Origin of the sequence: Propionivibrio limicola (genome assembly GCF_009469695.1) — a bacterium.
Lineage (GTDB): Bacteria > Pseudomonadota > Gammaproteobacteria > Burkholderiales > Rhodocyclaceae > Propionivibrio > Propionivibrio limicola.
Genome location: NZ_SSSR01000001.1, coordinates 308,742 through 331,107 on the forward strand (window position 1 = coordinate 308,742; position 22,366 = coordinate 331,107).

21 protein-coding genes are annotated in these 22,366 nt (G+C 60.8%); 9 read left to right on the plus strand and 12 right to left on the minus strand.

Annotation, left to right across the window (positions count from 1 at the left end; all coding sequences use genetic code 11):
- Positions 1-9 precede the first annotated feature (9 nt).
- On the minus strand, positions 10-351 hold the full coding sequence (locus GH659_RS01475; RefSeq protein WP_153108936.1) for a zinc ribbon domain-containing protein YjdM: 342 nt from the start codon (positions 349-351) through the stop codon (positions 10-12).
- A gap of 447 nt (positions 352-798) precedes the next feature.
- Here GH659_RS01475 and GH659_RS01480 point away from each other — a divergent pair, with 447 nt between their 5' ends.
- Positions 799-2,289: a DEAD/DEAH box helicase gene (locus tag GH659_RS01480; RefSeq protein WP_153108937.1), complete on the plus strand. Its 1,491-nt coding sequence runs from the start codon at positions 799-801 to the stop codon at positions 2,287-2,289.
- 189 nt (positions 2,290-2,478) lie between these two features.
- Positions 2,479-2,736: a hypothetical protein gene (locus GH659_RS01485; RefSeq protein WP_153108938.1), complete on the plus strand. Its 258-nt coding sequence runs from the start codon at positions 2,479-2,481 to the stop codon at positions 2,734-2,736.
- Positions 2,737-2,801: 65 nt separating this feature from the next.
- Here GH659_RS01485 and GH659_RS01490 read toward each other — a convergent pair whose 3' ends face one another.
- From GH659_RS01490 to GH659_RS01525, 8 genes are all read right to left on the minus strand, one after another.
- The gene (locus GH659_RS01490; RefSeq protein WP_153108939.1) at positions 2,802-3,569 is read right to left on the minus strand and encodes an MBL fold metallo-hydrolase; all 768 of its coding nucleotides are present in this window, start codon (positions 3,567-3,569) and stop codon (positions 2,802-2,804) included.
- Entirely contained in the window at positions 3,569-4,720 is a 1,152-nt protein-coding gene (gene bamC / locus GH659_RS01495) for an outer membrane protein assembly factor BamC (RefSeq protein WP_153108940.1), read from the minus strand. Before bamC ends, GH659_RS01490 begins: the two co-directional genes overlap by 1 nt.
- A gap of 22 nt (positions 4,721-4,742) precedes the next feature.
- Positions 4,743-5,627: a 4-hydroxy-tetrahydrodipicolinate synthase gene (gene dapA / locus GH659_RS01500; protein ID WP_153108941.1), complete on the minus strand. Its 885-nt coding sequence runs from the start codon at positions 5,625-5,627 to the stop codon at positions 4,743-4,745.
- 354 nt (positions 5,628-5,981) lie between these two features.
- The gene (locus tag GH659_RS01505; protein WP_153108942.1) at positions 5,982-6,434 is read right to left on the minus strand and encodes a phage virion morphogenesis protein; all 453 of its coding nucleotides are present in this window, start codon (positions 6,432-6,434) and stop codon (positions 5,982-5,984) included.
- Positions 6,431-6,703 (minus strand): hypothetical protein, encoded by a 273-nt coding sequence (locus tag GH659_RS01510; RefSeq protein WP_153108943.1) that lies wholly within the window; start codon positions 6,701-6,703, stop codon positions 6,431-6,433. The genes GH659_RS01505 and GH659_RS01510 overlap by 4 nt, the downstream gene beginning before the upstream one ends.
- A complete protein-coding gene (locus GH659_RS01515) occupies positions 6,703-8,106 on the minus strand; it encodes a phage minor head protein (RefSeq protein WP_153108944.1) in 1,404 nt (467 codons plus the stop codon). Before GH659_RS01515 ends, GH659_RS01510 begins: the two co-directional genes overlap by 1 nt.
- Positions 8,099-9,637 carry a DUF935 domain-containing protein gene (locus GH659_RS01520; protein ID WP_246167623.1) on the minus strand — a complete coding sequence of 513 codons (1,539 nt, stop codon included), beginning with the start codon at positions 9,635-9,637 and terminating at the stop codon, positions 8,099-8,101. The genes GH659_RS01515 and GH659_RS01520 overlap by 8 nt, the downstream gene beginning before the upstream one ends.
- The gene (locus GH659_RS01525) at positions 9,630-10,541 is read right to left on the minus strand and encodes a phage terminase large subunit family protein (protein WP_211364064.1); all 912 of its coding nucleotides are present in this window, start codon (positions 10,539-10,541) and stop codon (positions 9,630-9,632) included. The genes GH659_RS01520 and GH659_RS01525 overlap by 8 nt, the downstream gene beginning before the upstream one ends.
- A 44-nt stretch (positions 10,542-10,585) precedes the next feature.
- Between GH659_RS01525 and GH659_RS01530 the strand changes: the two genes are divergently transcribed.
- The 7 genes from GH659_RS01530 to hpnE all read left to right on the plus strand — a co-directional run bounded on the left by GH659_RS01530 (position 10,586) and on the right by hpnE (position 18,910).
- Positions 10,586-12,304 (plus strand): hypothetical protein, encoded by a 1,719-nt coding sequence (locus tag GH659_RS01530; protein WP_153108945.1) that lies wholly within the window; start codon positions 10,586-10,588, stop codon positions 12,302-12,304.
- A complete protein-coding gene (locus GH659_RS01535; RefSeq protein WP_153108946.1) occupies positions 12,294-12,518 on the plus strand; it encodes a hypothetical protein in 225 nt (74 codons plus the stop codon). The genes GH659_RS01530 and GH659_RS01535 overlap by 11 nt, the downstream gene beginning before the upstream one ends.
- Positions 12,519-12,591: 73 nt before the next feature.
- Entirely contained in the window at positions 12,592-13,521 is a 930-nt protein-coding gene (locus GH659_RS01540; protein WP_153108947.1) for an AAA family ATPase, read from the plus strand.
- Between the two features lie 20 nt (positions 13,522-13,541).
- On the plus strand, positions 13,542-14,525 hold the full coding sequence (locus GH659_RS01545) for a DUF58 domain-containing protein (RefSeq protein ID WP_153108948.1): 984 nt from the start codon (positions 13,542-13,544) through the stop codon (positions 14,523-14,525).
- Entirely contained in the window at positions 14,515-16,539 is a 2,025-nt protein-coding gene (locus GH659_RS01550; RefSeq protein WP_153108949.1) for a transglutaminase TgpA family protein, read from the plus strand. Before GH659_RS01545 ends, GH659_RS01550 begins: the two co-directional genes overlap by 11 nt.
- Complete coding sequence (gene mltB, locus GH659_RS01555; protein WP_246167625.1) at positions 16,536-17,600, plus strand: lytic murein transglycosylase B; 1,065 nt, start codon at positions 16,536-16,538, stop codon at positions 17,598-17,600. Before GH659_RS01550 ends, mltB begins: the two co-directional genes overlap by 4 nt.
- A complete protein-coding gene (hpnE, locus tag GH659_RS01560) occupies positions 17,597-18,910 on the plus strand; it encodes a hydroxysqualene dehydroxylase HpnE (RefSeq protein WP_153108950.1) in 1,314 nt (437 codons plus the stop codon). The genes mltB and hpnE overlap by 4 nt, the downstream gene beginning before the upstream one ends.
- 195 nt (positions 18,911-19,105) lie before the next feature.
- On the opposite strand, the gene GH659_RS01565 is transcribed toward hpnE, so the two are convergent.
- The 3 genes from GH659_RS01565 to GH659_RS01575 are packed head-to-tail and all read right to left on the minus strand — an operon-like array spanning position 19,106 to position 22,356.
- Entirely contained in the window at positions 19,106-20,341 is a 1,236-nt protein-coding gene (locus GH659_RS01565) for a LytR C-terminal domain-containing protein (protein ID WP_153108951.1), read from the minus strand.
- A 52-nt stretch (positions 20,342-20,393) separates the two neighbouring features.
- Positions 20,394-21,341, minus strand: coding sequence for a type II secretion system F family protein (locus GH659_RS01570; protein WP_153108952.1), 948 nt, complete (start codon positions 21,339-21,341; stop codon positions 20,394-20,396).
- 37 nt (positions 21,342-21,378) lie between these two features.
- A complete protein-coding gene (locus GH659_RS01575) occupies positions 21,379-22,356 on the minus strand; it encodes a type II secretion system F family protein (RefSeq protein WP_153108953.1) in 978 nt (325 codons plus the stop codon).
- Between the last annotated feature and the right edge of the window lie 10 nt (positions 22,357-22,366).

Consider the following 22,366-nt stretch of genomic DNA (forward strand, 5'->3'; position numbering starts at 1 on the left):
CAATAAAAGCTACGCCTTCCTGACAAATTCCGACTTCAGCTGCATCGCCCCGAAGCCGTCAATCTTGCAGTCGATATCATGATCGCCTTCGATCAACCGGATGTTTTTCACTTTCGTGCCGATTTTGATGACAGAGGACGAACCTTTAACCTTGAGATCCTTGATAACTGTCACCGCATCGCCGTCGTGAAGCTCATTGCCTGACGCATCGCGAACCACTCGCTGCTCGCTGGCGTTTTCTTCTGCCGCCTCCTTCGCCCATTCGTGGCCGCATTCGGGGCATATCAGCATAGCGCCATCTTCGTAAGTAAATCCTGAACCGCATTTCGGACACTGGGGAAAATCGCTCATACAAAATCCTTTCAATAGCCAATTGGCAACCATGCGCCCCAAAACCGGGCGCAAAAAAGCGCGGAAGGATAGCACCATGCCCCCCGGCCAGAGCGAATTCTTTTCGACAACCGCAAACCAGACATCTATTCATATAGAACAGCCGATATTCTTACCGAAGCAAAAAAGCTCGACACATTGCCCACCCATCTATAGAATCGCGCCCTTCGCGTTAAAAAACGTGAAAAACGCGCTTCGCGAACCTGGCCGCATTTCAAAGCCCTCCTGCCTTCTGGTGCATACGACAAGCACCGTCCTGGCACAAAGCTTTTGTGCCGAAAAGTCCTGAATTCTCTCGCCTTCCCGGGCCGAGTTTTTCGTCGCTATTTCGTTGGTTGGCGTTGCACTTCATTGCGATCGCCTCCTGTCCCGCAGGAAGCGTCACGCTAACTTTCCTGAAAGAACGACATGACTTTTGCAGAACTTGGCCTTCACGACACCCTTTTGAAAACACTGATCGAATCCGGCTACACCGAACCGACAGACGTACAAGCACAGGCAATTCCCGCCGCGCTCGAAAAACGCGACCTGATGGTTTCCTCGCAGACCGGATCGGGCAAAACCGCCGCCTTCATGCTGCCCGCCCTACATCACCTGGCTACACAGGAACGCCGCCCCTTCGTACCGCCGCTCCGCCGCACCCCGAATCAGGAGCGCCAATCTGCCCGCGCACGTGGCAAAGAACGGCCACGTTTCCAGACAGCCTTCCCGCGCGTCCTGGTTCTGGCGCCTACCCGCGAACTGGCGCTGCAGGTTACGGCCGCCACCGACAAATATGCGCACGAAATTCGCCACCTCAAAGCCGTCGCGATCCTCGGCGGCATGCCCTATCCGAAGCAGATGGAACTGCTGGCGCGCAATCCGGAAATTTTGGTCGCCACTCCCGGTCGCCTGATTGACCATATGGAGTCGGGAAAAATCGACTTCTCCGAACTCCAGATGCTCGTGCTCGACGAAGCGGACCGGATGCTCGACATGGGTTTCATCGACGACATCGAAAAAATCGTCGCCGCCACGCCCGAAAGCCGCCAGACCATGCTCTTTTCCGCGACGCTCGATGGCGCGGTTGGTCAAATCGCCCGCCGCATCACGCGCGATGCGCTGCTGATTCAGGTGGCCGCCTCCCACGCGAAACACGAGAATATCGAACAGCGTCTGCATTTCGTAGACGACCTCTCGCACAAGAACCGCCTGCTGGATCACTTGCTGCGTGACGCCGCCATCGACCAGGCCGTCGTATTCACCGCAACCAAGCGCGATGCCGACACCCTGACCGACCGCCTGAACATCGCCGGTTTCAACGCGGCGGCGCTGCATGGCGACATGCACCAAGGCGCACGCAACCGTACTCTCACCGCACTGCGCCGCGGTCAAGTGCGTATTCTGGTTGCCACCGACGTGGCCGCTCGCGGGATTGATGTGCCGACGATCACTCACGTCATCAACTACGATCTGCCGAAATTTGCCGAAGACTACGTGCATCGCATCGGTCGCACCGGTCGTGCCGGGCGGAACGGCCTCGCCATCTCGCTCGTCAATCACGCAGAACACTTCTCGGTGCGCAAAATCGAACGCTTCACCAAGCAAACGATCCCGGTCGAAACCGTTGCCGGACACGAGCCTACGCGCCCGATGCCAAACCGAAGCACGCGTCCAAACGGCGCACCGAATAACCGCCCGCCTCGCAAACCCAACGGCCAACGCGGCCAGCGCACTTTCAGCAATGAGAGCCATGGCAAACAGAATGATCGTCATGAGAGCCGTTCGCCCAGACAGGAAGGATTCGCCCAAGATGCAAACTCTTTCGCGAACACTCCACGCCGCGACGACGGTTTCAGCGCGCGAAACGGACGTCCGGCGGCCGCGGCGGCAAACAACCGCGGCAACCGTAAATGGTGACCGCTAGGCAGCCAAACCAGCGGAATGCAGAAACCCATGCACAAGGCATTTAATCTGCAAAAACAGCTGCCCAGCCAAGGACTCGTCCTGATATAATTTTCAGCTGTCTGGCGGCTCCGCCGGTCAACCAATCACAGGATTGTGCGTTGGATACTTGCTGTTATTTTTTTACTGATAGGAATGATCAACATGAAGAACTCGCTCCTCCTCGCCGCTCTGGTAGCCCTGACCCTCTCCGCTTGCAGCAAGCAAGAAGAAGCCGCTCCGGCCGCTCCTGAAGCTCCTGCTGCTGCTCCGGCTCCTGAAGCCGCTGCTCCGGCTGCTGACGCTGCTGCTCCGGCTGCTGACGCTGCTGCTCCGGCCGCCGACGCTGCTGCTCCGGCTGCTGACGCTGCTGCTCCGGCCGCCCCGGCCGCCGACGCTGCTGCTCCGGCTGCTGCCAAGTAAGAAATTCAGCTTTCTTGCAAAAAAAGCCGGCGCTTGCCGGCTTTTTTACGTCCAGGACTTGGGGATCAAACCAACTGGCGCCAACCAAATCCACCACCTTGGTCGGCAACATCAATCCACTGTTCGGCACAGCCCAACGCCCCCGCCAAAGCCGTAGCCGCGAGATGCGGCCGGTTATTCTGCTCGCTCAGATGAGCGGCCACAACATGTTGCAGACGACCTGTCTCGATTCCCTGTAGCAAAGCAGCCGCCTGGGCATTGTCGAGGTGGCCATAATTGCCTGCGATGCGCCGTTTGAGCACAGCCGGATAATCCGAAGACGCCAGCAAATCCGGGTCGTGATTGCATTCGAGAACCAGCGCATCACAGTGGTCCAGCATTTGAACCACATGTGGCGTCACTGTTCCAGCATCCGTGAGCACCCCAAGACGATGATTGCCATCGGAGAACACGAACTGCACCGGCTCGCGGGCATCATGGGGAACGGGAAACGGAAAAATTTCCAGATCGCCAATGGAAAAGCGGGAGTGGCTGTCAATCAAGCGACAATCGGGGAGAATTTTGGCGCCGGCCATCACGGCGAGATGGGTTCCATGCGTCAGATGAACCGGCACACCATAGCGGGCTGCGAATCTGGAAACACCACTCACATGATCGCCATGTTCGTGCGTGACCAGTACGGCCGTGATTTCTTCACACGCCACGTCAAGCCGTGCCAGCCGTTCTGCGGCAGAACGCATCGAGAAACCGCAATCGAGAAGGATCTTGGTGTCTCCGGCATCGACAATCAGGGAATTTCCCTGACTGCCGCTGCCCAGCGATGCGAAACGCATCACTTCAACTGTTCAAACAATAGACCGAGAATTTTCTTCGACGTTTCTGGCTGATCGACGCCACCTTCAGAACCAAGCACCTGAACTGTCGTAACTGAACCGGTGCCTTTCACGGAAACACGATAGCGAGTTTGCGGATCAGGTGCAGGCTCTTTCCAGAAAGCCAACTTGGAGAGCACGCCTTCATCTTTCTTCTGGTTGTCCGCTTCCGGATCGACATAGCGCACGAAATAAAGGCCGTTGGAGCGATCCCGGTCTTCAACCGTAAAACCAACACGGTCGAGGGCCAGACCAACGCGACGCCAGGCGCGGTCGAAAGATTCCTGAATCTCAAGCGTACCGGCACCGGCACCGCTCCGCACCAATCGCGCCCGGTCGGCCGGCTTCGCCTTGACCAGCGCCACCTCTGCCTCGGCACGCTTCTGGTCGCTGCCAAAGCGAACCATCAGGCGACGCAGCATTTCCGCTTCGAGTTCGGGATCAGACTCGCGTGGTTGCCACTTGGTCTGATCCTTTCCTTCGGAAACGTAAATCTCGTACATGCCGCGATGCGAGATGTAGATCTCGGTCGTTCCCGGTTCTGTTCCAGGCTCAAGACGCGTCCGGAATTTATCGCGCTCGGCTGTCGAATACAGCGAATCGAGGGCCTTGCCGAGCAGATCCCGAATGAAATCGGCACCGATCTTGGCACGGTTCTCGGCCCAATCGGTCTCCATCACCCCGGCCTCGGGAATCTCCTGCTTGATCAGAAAGCCGGTTTCCTGCCAGAACTCCTTGACCGTATCCCACAATTTTTCCGGCCTCTCGGAGACGACCAACCAACGCTGGTTACCCGAACGCTCGATGCGGACCTTATCAACGCTCGGCAAGACGTCGCTCTGTTGCGGGGTCGCCGCAGCCGTCGTGCGCTCCACGGTATACGCCGAATACGTCGCAGTTCCCTTGCCACCGGTATCCGGCACGACATAGCGATCGTCGCGCGTCGGCGACGTCAGATCGGGCGGTATTTCAAGCGTCGGCACTTTGTTCGCCGACGCTGATTTGTAATCGATTTTCTTCGATTCGATACTGAGGTTGCTGCACCCGGTTAAATAACCGGCCAGAACCAACACCAATGCCGAGTACATCGGCCGCAAAGCAACAGATTTCATCGGATTTCCTGAAAGGGCGAGATTAAGCGACCAAACCGGCCTGGCGCATGGCGGCGCGCACGCGTTCATGACATTCCGGGGAGAGCGGCGTCAGCGGCAAACGGATACCGCCTTCAATCATGCCCAGTTGCTGGCACGCCCACTTGACCGGAATCGGGTTGGCTTCGCAGAACAACTGGCGATGCAGGGCCAGCATGCGGAAGTGGAGCTCACGCGTTCTGGCAACATCGCCCGCCATCGCCGCCACGCACATCTCGTGCATCATGCGGGGCACCACGTTGGCAACGACCGAAATATTGGCTTTGGCCCCCATCAACAGGAGGTGACACGCGCTGGCATCATCGCCGCTGAACACCGAGAAGCCTTCCGGCGCGCGGGCAATCAGCTCGCAGCCACGGTCCATGTTGCCGGTCGCATCCTTGATGCCGATCACGTTCGGAATCTGCGCGAGGCGCAGCGCCGTGTCGTTGCTCAGATCGGCCACGGTACGGCCGGGCACGTTGTACAGAATGACCGGAATATCGACGGCTTCGGCGATCGCCTTGAAGTGCTGGTAGAGCCCTTCCTGCGTCGGCTTGTTGTAGTAGGGAACGACGGAGAGCGAGGCGTCGGCGCCGACTTTCCTGGCGAATTCGCTCATCTCGATCGCCTCGGACGTCGAGTTCGCACCGGTCCCGGCAATCACCGGAATCCGTCCCGCCGCCTGCTCGACAACGACGCGAATCAGTTCCTGATGTTCCTCCACATCGACGGTCGGCGACTCGCCGGTCGTACCGACGACGACGATCGAGTCCGTCCCTTCCTGCACATGAAAATCAACGAGCTTGCGCAGACTTGGCAGGTCCAGGCTTCCGTCCTCGTGCATCGGGGTGACAATGGCTACAACTGATCCTGAAATCGTCTTCATGAATTAAGCACCGAAAAGTTAGCACCAGAAAATAATTGGATGATTTTAACTGAAGGCCGGCGGCGCAACACGCACACCCAAATCAAAAAAACGCGGCCGATCGAATTCGGCTGACAGATTCGTGGTCGAAGCATGGCGACAAATGGCACTACAATCGAAAAACCGCCCCACATTCAGCGACAGAATCATGCCAGCCTCCGGAGCACACTCAACTAAAGAGAACTGAGATATTCAGTAGGGGCTAAGCGAGATATTTGTGGGACGTAGGGATTCTTAGCGGGATTTTACGGGCGTTCCAATTAAAGACACTTTTGTATTGCGCAACACTTCGGCGCTCAGAAAATTTTGCCGATTTTATTTTGCTGCGGCATTCAGGATGTCAAAAATAACGTCGGTTAATGCTCGCTCATCGTCAGGGGCGAGTGTTCCTGATTCTGGATCCGCGAAGAGCATTCCGCGACGCGCCATTTTTTTCGTCCCGAACTCGTGGAACGTGGCGTACCCCTCTTTGAAACCAACAGTCGCACTGGAGGCGTCGTGCTCATGGCTGATGTGTTCCAGCATGTCGCCAAAACGGTCGAGCAATCGCCTGTTTCCATCTTTCGGATAAGTTTTTTCCGTACTTGGTTTCCACGGAGACCATGGAACACCTAACGGATCCGTCTGGCTTTCAAAGCGCTCCTTTACCCTGTTCTCCATTTCCATGCCGAGAGCGCTCATCACGGGCGACAGATCATTCGTTTTTGCATACAGCTTCGCAAGCACGGAACTCAGTGAGTCGCTTTTAACTGTGACGGTAAGGCTCATGGCTGGACCGGCTTCTTGCGCAGGAAGTCTGGTATTGGCTGGATGTCTTCTGGCCGGGGGCGCGGCCGGCGTGGGGTCGTTTTGATAACGGCCTGGGTGACGGGATCGGTTTCAAAGTCTTCGATCTTGACCAGATCCTCGTAGCTCAAGCCACAAAATTCGCCGCCGGGGAAGACGGGAATCTTGAAGTCTCCGCAATCCGGGTAATCGGTACGGCCCCAAACGGAAATCTGTGATTTATCTTCATCAAAAAATACCAAAACCTGCATTACAGCCCCTTGCCTTCGATTGCCTTATACAAGGCCGCCCTCGTTTCTGGGAAGGCCGCCATCACATTCAGCAAGCTAGCGGTTCCTGACCCGTGGCGCAAGGCATAAAGCTCGGCGATTGTTTCCAGCAAGCCATTCGGAAATTTCTTGGTGAAATAGTCGATTTCTTTGGAAAACTCAGCGCCTCCATTGTCTCGGTAAGCCGCCAATGTCGACGCCTCCTTGCGCCAAGCGGCTTCCACCTCCGGAATCTTGGCCAGTTGATAAATCTCATCCAGGGCATGTCCGACTTCGTGCTGCAGAACGCTTGCGCCACGGCCGGGAAGCGCGGCTTTCCACGTATTGCTGGAAATATCGAAGGCCTGTTCCGCAATCAGAATCTGCCGTTTGGCGTAGCGGGTCAGTCCGTCGATCTGATCGCCGCTTGGGCCGGCAAGATCCGGGGCCGCACGGCTGATTCTATCGACCACATGAATCTCATAGCCGGCGCTGGCCAGTGCCTGGCGCGTGGCCTCGGGCAGCGCCAGGTGTGCATCGCTGACCTCGCGTGAGAATTCCTGAGCAACGCCCGGCGTTACGACCGGCTGCATTGCCGCCCTCCGAATCGGGGCCGGAAGATTATTCAGCTTATCGAGGCCAACCTTGTGCAAGCCGTCTTGCCGGGTGCGTGCCAACCCCGGGTTGTAATCGAACCCCGGCGCAATACCCAGAGGAACATGACTGATTTCGCCGGTGCGCTTGTTGGTCCATTCAACCAGACGTTCCGGCGGAGCCTTCGTATTGATCGTCCCGGCTGCCCGGCGCTTCTCGTATTCCCGCGCCGTCATTCCTGTCACCCGGCAGCGGCAGCGCCAGGCATTCGGTGGCCAGTGCGTTTCCCAGAACGGATCGTCGATCGGCAGCACGAGATTGTTCCAGGCGCGATGCGTCGCCCGCACGCGCGCATCGTCCTTGGTGATGTACCGAACGTACGGATGCGTCGAACGGTTGCGCCACGACCGATCCCACATGCCGGCGCTGTACGCCATGCGCGTGTTGGTGTCGTAAATCAGCTTGAGGCGAGCGTTATCGAACTTGGTTGTGACTTCCTCGCCGCTGGCCGGATCCTTCCCCTTGACCTCGCCCCACCAGCCTTCTTTCGCGAGCAGTGCCTTGATGTTGCGCGTCCAGTCACGGCGCGACAAATCGCCCTCGACAGATTTTGTGATCCCATCCTGAACCGCCTTCAGCAGATCCAGCCGTGCCAGACGGCTCACGGTGAATTGCTGACCATGCTCCTCATGCCATAAATCCTGCCAGGAGAATGTCTGCGTCAGCTGGCCGCGCGCTTTGAGATAGTCAACGGCCTCCTGAGAGGTCAGCGATTGCAGCTTGGCAAAGAGCTGCGCATCATGCTCAGGCATCGGTCGAGACCCCAGCGTTTCCGGCCAAACGTGCCGAGAAGGCAATGCGCGCCAGCCGTTCGCCGAGCACGTCTGAATTCATCCCTTCCAACAATGCCGGCAAGCGAGCAATCAACTCCTCTGCGGTTTCCCCTTGGCGCGCCGCCTCGGCCAGTGCCGCTTGCAAGGGCGCAATCATCGGGTCAAGCAGCGGCTCCCAGTCCATCAGTTCGGCATCGACCAGCGCATCAATCGCATCGCCGTGGGGATGACTATCCCCCTCCGCAAAACTCGCCGCCGCCCCATCCTCAACCTTCGCCACTTCATTTGCTGGCGATTTCCCGGAAGTGACGGCTGGAACCGGGGCCGGTGGCGTGTTCGGCACTGCCTTCTTCCGCCACCCATCGCCATACTTCTCCCGCACAGATTCTTCGGACAGCTCGAAGCCCATCTCCGCCACATTCTTATCGGTCTCGCTCTCTGCCTTCTTGTCCTCCTCTTCCTTGATCTGCCGATACACCAGGCACGGGGCCAGGCCGTTGTATTCGCAGATCCACGCGATCAGCGTCGAGTTGAGTGTCTCCGAGAGCAGATCGGAGTCGGCCTGCACCAGGTCAAGGCGGACCGATTGGCGCTCTTTGCTCGCGGCCGCCAAGGCACCGCCGCCGCTGGCGCGCGGCTCCTGACCCAGCACCACCTCGGCGATCCAGTCATCCATGTACTCGCACAGCGACTGCTGCGTCGTCACGCTGCCGGTCAGCTTGCTCTCCAGCAGCTCCAGCTGCATGCCTTCCGGGGTCATCACCACGCCATCGTTGCTGATCGCCCGCAACGCATCGAACAGCGTCGACTTTTCCTTCGGGCTGGCCGTGCGGGGGTATTTCCCCCATGGCGTCGGCGAGCCAAAGCGGTCGTTCAGCTTGTTCCAGCTGATGATCCCCTTGCGCTTGAAGAACACCGGCCAATACAGCTGCAAGCCGAGCCCTGTGCCGTACGGATTGTCATCCTCCGGATTGCAGCGATGCACGATGAACTTCTTTTCCGGCAACTCCACGCCAGTCAGCATGTTCTCCCGCGTCAGCAGGCGCAGCTCCGGGCCTGAATTCTCATCGGCCTGCACATACACAAAGCGGCGTTGGCGACGCTTGACCACCCGCGCCGGCACGATTCGGCCATCGCGCACCGTCCACACGATCTCGCCGACCGAATAGCCCATGATCAGTGCATCGAGCAAGTCGCGGCACAACTGATCAAAATTCACCGCCTGCAGAATATCCCGCAGCACCTGCGCGTCGGCCTCGCCGCCATCGGCAATCGGTTTGACCGTCCATTCGCGGCCCACCAGTGCCCCGATCCGCTTCTGAATCGTCGAAAACACCTTGCCATCGCGCTTCAGATCGCGATACATCTCGACGTTCTGCCCCTTCTCCAGCAGCAGCGGATCATTCGAGCGCAGCAGCCCCATGTAATCCGTCTCGAACGGATCGCGCTGCCGGTTGGCCACCTCGGTATCGAGCAGCGGCTTTGCTGTAGCGTCAGCCTTTTTAGACATAGAAGAATCCTTCCGTTTCGGTCACAGCCGCACGCGGCCCATCACTGGTGAATTCGATCGGTGCCGATGGATTGGCGGCCGCATGTTTGGCTAGGCCAAGCGCCCAAAAACGGTCAGAGTGGCCATCGGCCGTCCGCTCGGCGGTAAAGCGCACGTTGCCGGAGGATGTCACCTGCTTGGTGACTTGCCGCAGATCGGCGCGAATAGCCGGGTCGTACGGGATGCGCAGCTTCTTGTCTTCCATCGCCCCACGCACCGGATACGCCAGCGCCTCCTTGGTGCGCGTTGAGAAGGTCACCGCCTCGACGCGATACTCGCCGAACTGATCCTGCGCATCGTCCGCCCAGCCGATACCCAAGCCGGTCGCATCGACACAGGTCCGGTCGGCCATCTCGATCAATGGCCACAGCACCTTCTCCTGATCCGACTTGCGCATGTTCTGCAGGCAGATCACGCGGCGCGTATACAGCACGTCGCCCAGCTCCTCCAGCAGCCAGGCCACCGTCAAATCCTGCTTGCGGCCGATATCGATGCCGAGGAACAGGCGGCCGCCCTCGAGGCGCTGCCAATCGGCACCGCTCTCATACTCGGCGCTGGCGATCAGGTCATACTCAAGGAAGGCGACATCGTCGTCGGCCGGATTGCACATGTACTCCTGCTGGAACGACTCCTCGTCGGCGCAGCCGGAGCGGATGAAATCGAAATAGGCCGCCTCATCCATCGCCTGCCGCTCATCGTCGGCCGGCAGCATCTGCTGCAGCTTGAACAAAAAGCCCTGGTCGAGCGCGTCCTGCAGCGTCACCCGGTGCAGGCTGATCTTCTTCGGATTGCCGTGCTCCTTGACCTCGCGGATCAACTGGTTGAAGAAGTTGTGGCTGCCCCGGTGCGTGGAAATCACTTCCATCGAGCCGCCCCAGGTGATGCCCGGATACGCTTTCCGCGCTTGGAATGCCAACGGCGCGGGCGACGATAGCGGCGGAGTTCCCCTCGCTATCCGCAGCGGCAACCGCGCAGTACAACTCCTATGCCGAAAGGCCGACTGTTGCGATGTCGGCGGCGGAATGGCAGTACGCGGCGCCGGTTTCGATTGGTGCACAGGAAAACAGCCAATCCCCGCGCCGCGATGCTTCCGGCAGCGAGTCCCGATTTACGCCGGCAGACACCGCACAGGCCGGGGCGCTGTCCGCGATGCCGCTCGCGCTCGACGCGCTGCCTATTCAACACGCCGAGAAGCACGCAACAGCGGCGCCCGCCGCCTCGCGCAGCACCGCAGCGCACCAAGACGCCGCGCGGGATCGCCGCGCCTCCCGCGCCGCACATCACCAAGACGCTGCCCGCCTTCGCCAATCGCGCTCGGCGCGGCATCAGGACACGCTGCGCACCAGTCGCCGCGCGCTGGCGTCGCCGTATTCGTTCGGCAGCACAGCACATGGCGGCTTCGATTCCGTTGCGGGCGCCGGTGCTGACGTTCGCAGCTTCGCGCAGAGCTACGAGCAGAACGCTATCCGGCCAGCAGCTGGTAAGTGGGTCAAGCCAACAGAACCGGAAACGACTGGTTATGAGCCAACTGCCAATTTATTGTTTTTTCGGCCATCGGATGGCTCGGCCGCGTTGCTGTTCGGTAACGATGGCGATGCGCTCAGCGCTGCGGTCATTGTGCCGATCAGGAGGAGATATATTGTGATCAACACGCAGTCACTCATGCGAGTCGGTGATGGTTTGACGATTCCGGCTTCTGATATCAAGGTGTCGATCGACGTCGATTCATGGGCGTGGGGCTGGTCAGCGACGGTTCCTGGCGCGTATCTGTATGAGTTGCAGGCTGGGATTGGTGAGCTTGTTGAGCTGGAGGCGAATGTCAATGGGCACACATTCCGTTTGTCCGTCGAAACAATTCAGAGCAGTCGCAGTTTCGGAAAATCAACCCTATCTGTTTCTGGTCGCAGTCGTGCCGCCTGGCTCGCGGCTCCTTATGCAGACATCGCCAATCGTGCCAATACAACACAGATGACGGCGCAGCAACTGATGGCGCTCGCGCTGACGGAGAACGGCGTGTCTCTTGGCTGGGATATTGACTGGCAGATTACGGACTGGATCGTCCCCGCCGGCGTCTGGTCGCATTCCGGCACGGCCATTGAAGCGTGCATGTCGATTGCTGAGGCGGTTGGTGCCTATATCCAGTCAGATCCGAATGATCAGGTTCTGCGCGTACAGCCGCGTTATCCAGCGGCCCCATGGGGGTGGGACGATTTGACGCCGGATATTGAGCTGCCCGAGGATGTTTGCGTGACAGAGGGCATTGAGTTCGTCGATAAACCTGCCTACAACACGGTTTTTGTTTCCGGTCAGGCGCAAGGCGTACTTGGTCACGTCACTCGCGGCGGGACGGATGGAAGTCGTGCAGCCCCGATGATTATCGATCCGCTGGTGACCCATGCCGATGCGGCACGCCAGCGCGGTACGGCCGTTTTATCCGATACCGGCCGCCAGAAACTGATTTCGTTGAGCCTGCCGGTGCTTGAGGAGACTGGAATCATCCTGCCAGGCAAGTTGGTTCGGTATACAGAAAGCGGTAAAACCCACCTGGGTCTTTCGCGTTCGGTTGATGTCGAGGCCAAGTTCCCGAAAGTCCGTCAAACCATCATGCTGGAAAGCCATGTCCTTTAACCTATACGCACGGCTGCGCAATCTGTTTCCTGATGCCCGTCTGCAGGTCGGTACGGTTAGCGCAGTAAATACTGACTCGGTGACAGTAACGCTTCCCGATGGGGCGCTGCTGAGAGCGAGGGGGGGGGCAAACGTCGGCGACAAAGTTTATCTTCGCGACGGAGTGATCGAAGGATCCGCTCCAGACCTTCAGATCGTCGAGATCGAAATCTAGCCTTCTCAGTGGTAAATTTTGTTTGCTGTCGGTAAAGCTCTGAATTTCTGATTTATCTCGCACAGCGCGGCGCATTTATCGCGCGCGGCATTACTCAACGATCGACGCGGTCATCTCGGCCGCCAACCGCATCATCCTCGGCAAGGACACACAAATCCGGCTGGCGCTGGCCTGCCTGCTGGCGCGCGGCCATCTGCTGATCGAAGACCGCCCCGGTGTCGGCAAGACGACCCTGGCGCACATGCTGGCCCGCTTGCTCGGCCTGCACTTTTCGCGCGTGCAATTTACGAGCGACATGCTACCGGCCGATGTCATCGGCCTCTCGATCTACGACCGCGAACGCAGCGAATTCAAGTTCCTGCCCGGCGCGATCTTTTCGCAAGTGCTGCTGGCCGACGAAATCAACCGCGCGACGCCGAAAACGCAAAGCGCCCTGCTCGAAGCGATGGAGGAACGCCAGGTCACCGTCGAAGGCGAAACGCGGCCGCTGCCCGAACCGTTCTTCGTCATCGCGACGCAAAATCCCTCTACCCAGATCGGCACCTTTCCGCTGCCCGAATCGCAGCTCGACCGTTTTCTGATGCGCATCGAACTCGGCTATCCCGATCGGGCGGCCGAACGCGCCCTGCTGGAAAGCGGTGGCCGGCACGACACGCTCGCCGCCATCCAGCCCTGTCTGACGCCTGATCAGCTCCCGTCGTTGCAGCGCACGGCGGCCGATGTGCATGTTTCGCCGGCGCTGCTCGATTACCTGCAAGCCCTCGTCGAGGCCACGCGCACCAGCCAGCGCTTTGTCCATGGACTGAGTCCACGCGCGGCGCTGGCGCTGATCGCCGCGGCCCGTGCCTGGGCGTTCATTGACGGCCGCACGATGGTCATGCCGGAAGACGTGCAGGCCGTGTTGCCGAGCGTCGCCTGCCATCGCTTGCAGCTGAGCAACAGCGCCAGCCACGCCCGGCCCGAAGATATTGTCCAGTTGATCCGCTCGATACCGGTCGTCTGACGAAGCTCACAAAACACCGCATGGCCCGCACATTCGCTCGACCACTCCCGCTCACGGCGGCCTTCCGGCGCTGGCTGTTCCGGCTCGGCCCCGACAGCGATTTGCCGATCATCCTCACGCAGCGACGCATCTTCATCCTGCCCACCGGGGCCGGCGTGCTTTATGGCGTCGTACTGATCGTGATGCTGATCGGCGCGATCAACTACAACCTGAGCCTCGGCCATGCGCTGGTTTTTCTGCTCATGGCGCTCGGACTCGTCGCCATGGTGCACACCTTCCGCAACCTGCTCGGCCTGCGCCTCACGCCCGGCCCGGCCGAAGCGGTCTTCGCCGGGGAGACGGCCCGCTTTCCGCTTTTTGTCGAAAACCCGCGCCGGCATGCACGCTACGCGCTCGAACTTCACTTTGACGGCGCCGGGGAAACATTGCGCCTCGACGAAATCCCTGCCGGCGAGCAGCGTCTGGCCGTCATCGCATATCCAGCCATCCGGCGCGGACGACTCGTTCCCGGGCGGATCACGCTGGCCAGCCGTTTTCCGCTCGGTCTCTTTCGCACATGGTGCTACCCGCATCCGCCATTTTCCTGCCTCGTTTATCCGAAGCCGATCGACTCGCCGCTGCCGTTGCCGCTCGCGGCGGCCCAATCGGGCGAGCAGCCGGGCAAGAGCGGTCTGGAGGACTTTGCCGGACTGCGCGAGCGGCAACCCAACGAATCGCCGCGCCACATCGCGTGGAAAGCCGTTGCCCGCGATGCTGACCATCGGCCGTTGCTGGTCAAGCAGTTCGATGGCGGCGGCGTCGATGAAATCCGGCTCGACTGGGCAATGACGGATCCCGGTCTGGACACGGAAACCCGCTTGTCGCAGCTCGCCGGCTGGATCGTCGCTGCCGAGCGGCGGCAACAGCATTACGGTCTGCGCCTGCCCGGTCGCGAAATCGCCCCCGGACACGGCCGCCTCCACCGCGACACCTGCCTTGAAGCGCTGGCCCTGTATGGCGATTAGTCTTTTCCGCACCGGGCGCAAACTGAAGACTTCCCCAAGCGCCCCGCTGCTCGAACACGGCACCCTCCCCTGGCTGCTGGCCGTTGCACTGGCCACTGCCGGCCCGCACGTCAGCCACTTGCCGCCGTGGCTCTCGCTGCTGGCCGGCCTGCTTCTCGTCTGGCGGGCACTGATCTGGCAACGGAATGGACGGCTGCCGCCGCGCTGGCTGCTCGCCGGCCTCGTCATCGCCGGTTCGGCAGGCATCGCCTTTCAATTCCGCACGCTGTTCGGCCGCGAAGCCGGGGTCGCCATGCTCGTTTTTTTCATGGCACTCAAGCCGATGGAAATGAAGGCGCAGCGCGACGCCTTCGTCGTCATCATGCTCGGCTTCTTTCTGCTGGTGACGCATTACCTCTACTCGCAGAGCATCGCCACCGGCGTTTGGCTGCTCGGAACGGCCACGCTGCTGACGGCGACGCTGATCCGGCTGTCCGGCGGCGCGCAACCGGTGCGGGCGATAGTCAAATACGCCGGCCTGCTGGTCGCGCAGTCGTTGCCGTTGATGCTCGTTCTTTTCCTGCTCTTCCCGCGCGTATCCGGCCCGTTGTGGGGATTGCCGCTGGACGCCCACGCCGGCCTCACCGGGCTGTCCGACAGCATGTCGCCGGGATCGCTGAGCAATCTGATTCAGTCCGGCGCCATCGCGTTTCGCGCCCAATTCTCCGGTCAGCCGCCCGAACAATCGCGGCTTTATTGGCGCGGCCCGGCTTTCAGCCTTTACGACGGGAAAACCTGGCGCCCCGACCCGCCACCAGCGCCCAATCCGCGCTCCGCTACGCAACCCATCATCGAAGCCCGCGCCACGCCAATCAGCTACAGCATCACGCTGGAGCCGCACAACCAGCGCTGGCTGCTGGCGCTCGACCTGCCGGTGGCGCTGCCGGAAAACAGCACGCTGGCGCCAACATTCGAAGCGCTCGCCCGCGAACCCGTACGCAGTCGCGCCCGCTTCGCCTTCCGCTCCTCGCCCGACCATGTCGCCAACCGAAGCGAGGACAGCGCGATGCTCCGGCAAGCGCTGCGTCTCCCGCCCGGGCTCAATCCACGAACTCGAACGCTAGCCGCCGAATGGAAACAAGCGCTGGCCTCGCCCGAGCAGATTTCCGCCGCCGCCCTGCGTTTTTTCCGTGAAGAGCAGTTTTTCTACACGCTGCGTCCGCCGCTGCTCGGCCAGCACGCCGTCGACGAATTCCTGTTCGCCACCCGGCGCGGTTTCTGCGAACACTACGCCAGCGCCTACGTCGTGCTGATGCGCGCCGCCGGCGTCCCGGCACGCGTCGTCGTCGGCTATCAGGGCGGCGAAATCAACCCGGTCGACGGCTATCTGACGGTTCGCCAGTCGGACGCGCACGCCTGGGCCGAAATCTGGGTCGAGAACAAGGGCTGGCTGCGCGTCGACCCGACGGCGGCCGTGGCGCCTTCGCGTGTCGAGCGCGGCATCGGCGCGTCGCTCGGCGCCGACGAACCGCTGCCGGCGCTTGTCCGTCTCGACGCGGGCTGGCTGCAAACCCTGCGCCATCGCTGGGAAGCGGCCGACAACGCCTGGAACCAGTGGGTCCTCGGGTACAATCCGCAGCGTCAGCGCGAACTGCTCTCGCGGCTTGGTCTGGCCAATGCGGACTGGGCGAAAATGATCGCTGCCCTCGCCGCCCTGGGTGGTGTGTGCCTGTTGCTGGTCGCGTTCTGGACGTTGTATCAAGCGCCCGGAACGCCCGCCGAAGTCCGCGCCTGGCAGCGCTTTTGCCGCCGGCTCGAACGGTTCGGCATCCGTCGTGCGGCTTGGGAAGGGCCGTTCGACTTCGCCGCCCGTGTCGTCCGGGAACATCCTGACTTGGGGCCGCTGACGAACGAGGCTGCCCAAGCCTTCGCCGACTTGCGCTACGGCGCCGGCCGGCCCGAACAACTGAAACAACTGGAGGCGTGCAGCCGACGCATAAAAAGCATCCCTGCCTCCCGGAGAGAACGAGCTTGAAAAAGACATTGACCGCCGTGCTGATCGGCCTGATGGGAATTGCCGCCGCCGTTATTCCAGCGACCAGCCACGCCAGCAAGAACACCAAGAAAGTCGCCGCGGCCAAAGCAGCCAGTGCCCCCGCCTTCAGCGAATCCCAGGACGTTCACGAGTTCATCCAGACCATGCATGAACAGCATGGCTTCGACGTCGAACACCTGACGCGCCAGTTTTCGCGCATCCACAGCAACCAAACTGTCCTGCGCGCCATCCGTCCGGCCGCCGTCCCCGAACTGCAACGCTCCTGGCAACGCTACCGCGCCCGCTTCCTCAACGAACGGCGGCTCACCGCCGGCCTGCGTTTCTGGGAGGAAAACGGCGCCGAACTCAAGCGCGCCGAGGCCATCTACGGCGTCCCGCAGGAGATAATCGTCGCCATCATCGGCGTCGAAACGGAATACGGGCGCAACATGGGCAGCTTCAGCGTGCTGGAGGCGCTCAGCACCCTCGCCTTCGATTACCCGCCCCGCGCCCCGTTCTTCCGCAACGAACTCGAACAGTTTCTGCTGATGGCACGGGAAAACGGTTTCAGTCCGCTCGACTACAAGGGCTCCTACGCCGGGGCGATCGGCATTCCGCAGTTCATGCCGAGCAGCCAGCGCCGCTTTGCCGTCGATTTTGACGGCGACGACCGCGTCGACCTGCGCCGCAGCCCGACCGATGCCATCGGCAGTGTCGCCCGCTTCCTCAACATGCACGGCTGGCAGGCCAACGCGCCGGTCGCGGTGCCGGCCAGCGTCAGCCAGGATCCGGCGGCGCTCATCGCCGCCGGCATCAAGCCGACGCAGCCTCTCCAGGCGCTGCAGGAACAGGGCATCGTCGCGCTGACCAGCGCGCCCGTCGCCAACGACAAACCGGCCGCGCTGATCGACCTCGCCAGCCCCGACGAGCCGACCGAATACTGGCTCGGCTTCGACAATTTTTACGTCATCACGCGCTACAACAGGTCGAGTTTCTACGCGATGTCGGTCTTCCTGCTCGCCGAAACGTTGCGCGAAGCGCGCGTCACCACGGCCGGATGAATCGGACTCCCGAAGTTGCCATTATCGGCGGCGGCTGGGCCGGCTTGGCTGCTGCCGTCGAACTGTGCGCGGCCGGGGCACGCGTCGTCGTTTTCGAAGCGGCCAAACAGTTGGGCGGACGGGCCCGGCGCGTCGACGTTCACGGACACGCGCTCGACAACGGCCAGCACATCCTGATCGGCGCCTACCGCGAAACACTCCGGCTCATGCGCCTCGTCGGCGCAGACGAGGATGCCAGCCTCAAACGTCTGCCGCTCGAACTCAATTATCCGGGCGCCAATTTCCGCCTGCGGCTACCACGCCTGCCGAAGCCGCTTCACCTCGCCGTGGGCCTATTGAGCGCGCGTGGATGCAGCCTCGGCGCAAAATTTTCCGCCGCCCGCTTCATGCAAGCGTTGCAAGCCAGCGACTTTGCACTGACCACCGACTGCACGGTCGCCGAACTCCTCGACCGCCACAATCAGCGCGGCGCAATCCGCCGCCTGATGTGGGAACCGCTCTGCCTTGCCGCGCTCAACACCCCCCCGGAACACGCTTCCGCGCAGATCTTCGCCAACGTGCTGCGTGACAGCCTCGGCGGCAGTCGCGCCGACACCGATCTTCTGTTGCCGACGGTCGATCTCGGCCTGCTGTTTCCCGAACACGCCGCCCGCTTCATCGAACGGCACGGTGGCTCGATTCGACTATCCACGCGCGTCGAGTCCGTCACACGCAGCCGTGCAGACACCCACCTCTGCATCAACGGCGAATCATTCGCGCACGTCATCGTCGCTACCGCCCCGCAGCACGCCGCCCGCCTGCTGCAGCCCCATCCGGAAACCGAAACCATCGTCCGTACCCTGGCTGACTACTGCTACGAGCCGATCGGCACCGTCTATCTGGGCTACCCGTCCGAAGTTCGCCTTCCCTTCCCGATGCTCGGCATGGATGAAGGAAAACCGGGGCAATTCGGGCAATGGGTGTTTGATCGCGGACAACTCGGAGGCGCCCACGGAGTTATGGGATTCGTCCTCAGCGCCGAGGGAACGTGGGACGAGTGCGATAACGCAGTCCTCGCCGACGCACTGCACCGCGAGCTGCAGACGATGCTCGGACGATCTTTGCCGCCCCCGCACTGGCATCAAGTCATCCGCGAACGCCGGGCGACCTTCTCCTGTCGCCCGAACCTGCCGCGCCCACCTAGGCGAACCCCGGTGGGCGAGCTTTGGCTCGCGGGCGACTACGTCTGCGCTGACTACCCGGCAACGCTCGAAGGCGCTGTCCGGAGCGGCATTCAAACAGCATGCGAAGTGCTCAAGGCGACTAGCTGACTCCCCCCGGAGACCTCTGCCAAACCGCTTTCGACGCAGAGATCGCAGAGAGACAGAGAGCGCAGAGAAAAAACTGAGATAAAAGCAAGGAAAGAGTGCATGGAATCATGCATCACCCACTGGGTAAATCACGGGTTTTCTCTGCGCTCTCTGTACCTCTGCGATCTCTGCGTTAAATGCGGTTTCTAAAAAACCTCACACCGCATCCTTGCCCAACACGAGCCGCACGTCGGACCCTGGCCGTGGTTTTTTGGCTGGCATGAGCCGGGCTTCAAGGTTGGACACTGACATCAGAAGGCGGGCCGCCGGTTCGAAGCCGGGCTGGTACTCGACAACGGTTTCCCTGATGCTGAAAGAGTCGTAGTTGGTGATCCTCTTCACCGGAATATCGTTGCCCCGCAAAAACGCGCCAAACTTGCGGGCGAAGCCGGTGACACCATTGCCGTTCGAGACCTCAAAGCGCACGGAGGCAATGTTCACCTCCGGCGTGCTGTCCTTTTTCTCAGCGGCGGGACTGGCTGGCATGGCAGGAGGTGTAGCAGGTGGCATAACACGTTCAGCCGGTGCCGGTTCTGCCGACTTTTCCGGTGCCGCCACAGCGATCTTTACCGGCTGTTCGACATTCAGCGCGACTTCCTGGCTTGCGGACACGAGCACGAATTTGCCGTTGCTCGCCGGAGGCTCCGCCTGCTGCATCTGCGTCGATCCATTGCCCGAATTACCGGCAATCGGCGGCGGTATCACGACTTCCTGTTTTGGCTGGAGCAGTTGGGCGCCGCCCAGGTCGATTACGTTCGGCGGGCTTTCCTGCTGAGGCACCTGCGGCGCCGAGGCAACCACGGTAGGTATTTGCACTGGCGCCGGCTCTTCGAACGTCATTTCCGGTCTGGCCGCCATATCCAGCGGCAGCGCATCAAGCCGCCGCCATTTGACCACTTTTGCCAGCAACACGTCCGATTGCGCGCTGGCGATCCGCTCAAGATTCGACCAGCCACGCTCAAGCCGTGGATCGAGACCCAACGCTTGCCGCACAGAAGCATAAGCTTCGTCATAGCGCCCCTGCAGGAAATAGGCAAAACCCAGGTTGTTACGGAGATACGCCGCGCCCGGCGCAATGGCAATGGCCCGCTGGAATGAATGAATGGCCTTATCCAGCTCACCGCGCTCCCCATACAGGCTGCCCAAGGCATTAAAGGCGTCGACGTGCCGGGCATCCATCGAAATGGCTTTCAAATAAGCCTCTTCGGCCTGCACAAAACGCTGTTGTCCTTGGTAGTAACGCCCCAGTTGGTAATACGCCAGAGCATTTGCACCGCCGTGGCGAACCTCGGAAAGCGGCTTGACCTGAAGCGCCGAATGCATCTTGTCGGTTGACGCACAACCGGAACCCAGCGCTGCAATCAGCGCAAATACGATCAGTCGCAGTTTCATGACGACTCCTTTCTATCCCGCATCGAAGCGGGAGAAACCGGCAAATCGGTGCTCAACCACCACCCGCCATCGTCGGCAACAGCACGCGGTAAATCTGGATGAACGCCGGACCGAGCAGCACGAGCAGCAGCGAGGGGAAGATGCAGAAGATCAGCGGGAAAAGCAGCTTGAGCGCGATCTTGGCCGCCGCTTCCTCGGCGCGTTGGCGACGTTTCGTACGCAGCATATCGGAGTGAATCCGCAGCGCCGCCCCGATGCTGGTACCGAAGCGCTCGGCCTGGATGATCAAGGCGACCCATGCTTCGACCTCATCAACCCCCGTTCGGGTAGCGAGGTTGCGCAAAGCCCGTTCGCGGTCGCTGCCGGCGCGCAGCTCCAGCCCGACCAAGCTGAGTTCCTCGCTCAGCACCTCGCTCTTGTGCCGAATATCATCGGCCACGCGATCAAGCGCCGCCTCGACACCCAAACCGGCTTCGACGCACACCGTCATCAAGTCAAGCGCATCGGGGAACGTCTCGAAAATCTCCCGCTGTCGCACCATCACCAGATGCGACAAAACAAGGTTCGGCAGGTAGTACGCGATGGCCGCAACCACCAGCAAAACCACCAGCATCGAGTTCAGCCCCATTTTGCTGCCAATGAACGCGAGGTAAAGATAGACAAGGCCGGGCACGCAAATCGCCAGAATGGTCTTCAACCCGAAATAGACCATCGGCGCGGACGCGCTATGGATACCGGCATTCATGAAGCGCGTACGAATCCCGGATTGCTCCCACCCTTCTTCCGGAATCGACAACTTGCCGAACCGCGCCGTCAGCTTGGCCGCCCGCTCGACCCACTGGTTCGAAGCGCCGGGGCCTCGACTGGCAGCCGCTGGCGGCACCAGCCCGCGCAACCTCTCCTGCGCCGCCGTCGGCTGGAAGAACATCATGGCAAAGGCCGTAACGCCAAAAACGGCCAGGAAGATCAGGATTAAAAAGGCGATCTGTATAAGGCTCATTTTTCATTCTCCCGCAAGAGCGCTCGCATCATCTTTTTCAAACGCGGATCTTGATGATTTTCCGCATCCACCAGATGCCAAACACCATCAGCGCCACCGCCGCATAGACCAGATTCAAACCAAACGGATCGGTCCACAACACCTTCATGAATCCCGGATTGACCACATTGATCAGGATTGCCGTCGCAAAGGGCAAAAGCGACAGAATCCAGGCCGACAGCTTACCTTCCGCTGAAAGCGTCCGTATTTCCCCCATCAACTTGAGGCGCGCCCGCACGATCGCCGCGATGTTATCCAGCAGCTCGGCCAGATTGCCGCCGGTTTCCCGCTGGATCAGCAGTGCGACGACGAAGTATTGCAAGTCGGTACTTGGCACGCGCTCCAGCAGATTGAGCAACGCATCTTCCAGCTTGACGCCGTAGTTGATTTCGTCGAACAGCGTGCGGAACTCGGTGCCGATCGGGTCGGACATTTCGTCGCCGACCATCTTCAGCGCATTCGGGAAGGCATGCCCCGCCCGCATGGCGCGCCCCATCAGATCGATGGCATCGGGAAGCTGGGTTTCCATGCGCTGCATGCGCTGGGTCCTGGCATGCACTATGTACAAGATCGGGAGCGAAGCAAGCACCAATCCACCGACGATTCCGAACAAAATGCCACGCCCCGCATAGACCGGTACGAAGAAACCGGCGCCGCACAGCAGCAACGTCAGCAGCATCAGATCGCCCACCGTCATCGACACCCCGGACTGAACAATGATGCGATCAAGGGAATGAACGTGCGGCAACATCAGCAACAGGCGCTGAAATCCTTCCGAACGGCTCAAAACGCGCTGCTTGAGGATGGAAACATGGTCAGTCCCGTGGCCACCGGCAGACGCCGAACGCAGGCGACGCTCCAGACGTTGCGCCTCGGGGCCACGCTTCGCGTTCCACCACGTAAAAGCACCCTCGATGCCAAGCACCACGGCCACGAACACCGCCACACCGAAGAACAGAAAGATCGAATCGAACATTTCCTGCTCC